Genomic DNA, 2,447 nt, shown 5'->3' with positions numbered 1-2,447 from the left:
CCGCCGCCCTTCTGGGCCTTTGCCTGGGCCGGCGGCCAGGGCCTTGCCCGCTATGTCCTGGACAATTCCGGCACGGTGCGTGGCAAGCACGTGCTCGACTTTGCTTCCGGCTCCGGCCTTGTCGCCATCGCCGCCGCCAAGGCCGGTGCCGCCAAGGTGATCGCCTCCGACATCGACCCGTTCTGCGCCACCGCGATCCGGCTCAACAGCGAGATCAACGGTATCGGGACCGAATTCCTCGGCACGGATTGCATCGGCACCGATGCAGGTTGGGACGTGGTCCTGGCCGGTGATGTTTTCTATGACAAATCTTTCGCTGACCGGCTGGTGCCATGGTTCGCAACGCTGAAGGCGCGCGGCGCCGAAATCCTTGTCGGCGATCCCGGCCGGTCGTATCTGCCGAAGACAGGGCTGGAGCCGCTTGCGGTCTATGAAGTGGCCGTCACGCGGGCGCTGGAGGATGCGCTGGTCAAGCGCACGACCGTCTGGCGGTTCGCTTGACGCGATCGCCGAACAGGCGTTCCATCATATCCAAATCAGAGGGGGGAGCTCATGGATTTTTCAGCAGTGAACTGGCTGGCGGTGGTCGCTGCCGCAATCGTGGCGTGGCTGTTCGGCGCCGCCTGGTACATGAGCCTGAGCAAGGCGTGGCTGAAGGCCGCCAAGCTCGATCCGGCCACGATGAAGAAGTCGCCGCTGCCCTTCGTCGTCAGCTTCATCGCCGAACTGGTCATGGCCACGATAATGGCGCTGGTCGTCGGCGCGATGACCGGCGGCGAGCCGACATGGCTCGCCGGACTTGTCTTCGGCTTCGTGCTCTGGCTGGGTTTCGTCGCCACGACGCTCTCGGTCAACCATCGCTACGAGAATTTCGGCTGGGACCTGACCCTCATCGACGGCGGCCACTGGCTCGGCGTGCTACTGATCATCGGCGCCGTCATCGGCTGGTTCGGCGCGGTGGCAAGCTGAGTCAAGAAGGGAGTAGGGCAGTAAGGCAGTAGGGGAATAGGGGAGCAGACGGCACCGACGCCTATCCCTACTGCCCTACTGCCCTACTGCCCTACTGCCCTACTGCCCTACTGCCCTACTGCCCTACTGCCCTACTGCCCTTTATCCGTGGTCCGCGTCTTGGCGACTTCCTCTAGCATCCATTCGCGAAAGGCGACGATGCGCGGATCGTCGGCGGTATTCTCGGGATAGACCAGGAAATAGGCGAACTCGGGCGCCACGCGCAGGCCGAGTTCGAAAGGCTGCACCAGCCTGCCCTGGGAAAGGTCGTTCGCCACCATGGCGAAATCGGCGAGCGCAACGGCATTGCCGTCGAGCGCTGCCTGGACGGCATCCGTGGAATTTCCGAACACGACTGTCCGGCTGTCGTCGAAATCATTGATGCCGGCCGCCGCCATCCACATCCGCCAGTTCGGCCACGTCACGCCTTGCCGCGACCATTCGATATGCGCAAGCGTATGGTTGAAAAGATCGCGCGGCTCGCGCAGCGGCGGACCGGACGTCAAAAGGCTCGGGCTGCATACCGGAATGAGGATGTTGTCGAACAGCCGGTGGGTGCGAAGGCCCGGATATTTGCCAGCGCCAAAACGGATGCCGACATCGATGTCGTCAAGTTCGAAATCCCGCACTTCATAGGCAATGTCGAATCGCAACTCGATATCGGGGTGACGCTTGCGAAAATCGTCGACGCGTCGCATCAGCCATTTTGACGCGAACTGCGCGTCGAGCGTTACCTTCAAAAGAGCGGTGCCGCGCGTCAGCTTTTGCGCCCGCGAAACAGCCCGGCCAAGCAGGTCGAGCGCGTCCGCCGAGGCGTCGAACAGCACCGTTCCCGCCTCGGTGAGCCGGATGGTGCGGCTGGTGCGCGTGAACAGCACCAGCCCGAGCTGATCCTCGATTTCCTTGATCTGATGGCTGACGGCGGCCGGTGTCAGCCCAAGCTCGTCGGCGGCACGGGTGAAATTGAGGTGCCGGGCCGCCGCCTCCAGCGTCCTCAAGGCACGAGTCCCAGGCAGAAGACGAGCCATCCTATCCTCAAAGAAAACTTGATGATCGAGAGAAAACTACTCGTTTCCTACAGAGATTTCAATCTGGCATGATCTGTCCATCGAAACATCATCAAGCCGGATTTGATATTCGGGGAGAACGGAGCACACCATGTCCATCATCGTTTTGAATTCGTCCGCACATCGTCCGAACTGGCTGGCCGAAACCCTCGACTGGTTGCGTCACGCCCGGGTCGCGATACGCCTCCCCCGCCGCGATACTGCCTACCAGAACGTCGAGGATCTCTCCGACCGCCAACTGCGCGATATCGGCGGCGCGCGCCGTGATGTCGCTCGCGCAATGGACAAGGAGCTTGGCCGGCTGGGCCTGCTCGACATCGGCTGGCAGAGACCTGGCCGTAGGGGAATAGGGGAGTAGGGGAGTAGGGGAAT

General features: G+C 62.4%; 4 protein-coding genes. 3 read left to right on the top strand and 1 reads right to left on the bottom strand.

Annotated elements, in window-relative coordinates; genetic code table 11:
* Both ENZ75_RS28620 and ENZ75_RS28615 read left to right on the top strand, forming a co-directional pair.
* A partial coding sequence (locus ENZ75_RS28620; protein WP_164888068.1) for a 50S ribosomal protein L11 methyltransferase occupies positions 1-501 on the top strand: 501 nt, incomplete at its 5' end.
* Between the two features lie 51 nt (positions 502-552).
* Positions 553-969, top strand: a complete 417-nt coding sequence (locus ENZ75_RS28615) for a DUF1761 domain-containing protein (RefSeq protein ID WP_024503046.1) — start codon at positions 553-555, stop codon at positions 967-969.
* A 131-nt stretch (positions 970-1,100) separates the two neighbouring features.
* Here ENZ75_RS28615 and gcvA read toward each other — a convergent pair whose 3' ends face one another.
* Positions 1,101-2,036 (bottom strand): transcriptional regulator GcvA, encoded by a 936-nt coding sequence (gcvA, locus tag ENZ75_RS28610; protein ID WP_013528901.1) that lies wholly within the window; start codon positions 2,034-2,036, stop codon positions 1,101-1,103.
* A gap of 130 nt (positions 2,037-2,166) precedes the next feature.
* Here gcvA and ENZ75_RS28605 point away from each other — a divergent pair, with 130 nt between their 5' ends.
* Complete coding sequence (locus tag ENZ75_RS28605) at positions 2,167-2,433, top strand: hypothetical protein (protein ID WP_013528900.1); 267 nt, start codon at positions 2,167-2,169, stop codon at positions 2,431-2,433.
* The last annotated feature ends 14 nt before the right edge of the window (positions 2,434-2,447 follow it).

It is taken from the genome of Mesorhizobium sp. M7A.F.Ca.CA.002.04.1.1 (assembly GCF_004022805.1).
In the GTDB taxonomy this organism is placed as follows: domain Bacteria; phylum Pseudomonadota; class Alphaproteobacteria; order Rhizobiales; family Rhizobiaceae; genus Mesorhizobium; species Mesorhizobium ciceri.
Note: the sequence above shows the minus strand (reverse complement) of the source record. Positions and strands in the feature narration are given on the sequence as shown.

What these genes read in the sequence shown, in the direction of transcription:
- ENZ75_RS28615 (WP_024503046.1), top strand. Translation starts at nt 553, where the DNA reads ATGGATTTTTCAGCAGTGAACTGGCTGGCGGTGGTCGCTGCCGCAATC.
- gcvA (WP_013528901.1), bottom strand. Translation starts at nt 2,036, where the DNA reads ATGGCTCGTCTTCTGCCTGGGACTCGTGCCTTGAGGACGCTGGAGGCG.
- ENZ75_RS28605 (WP_013528900.1), top strand. Translation starts at nt 2,167, where the DNA reads ATGTCCATCATCGTTTTGAATTCGTCCGCACATCGTCCGAACTGGCTG.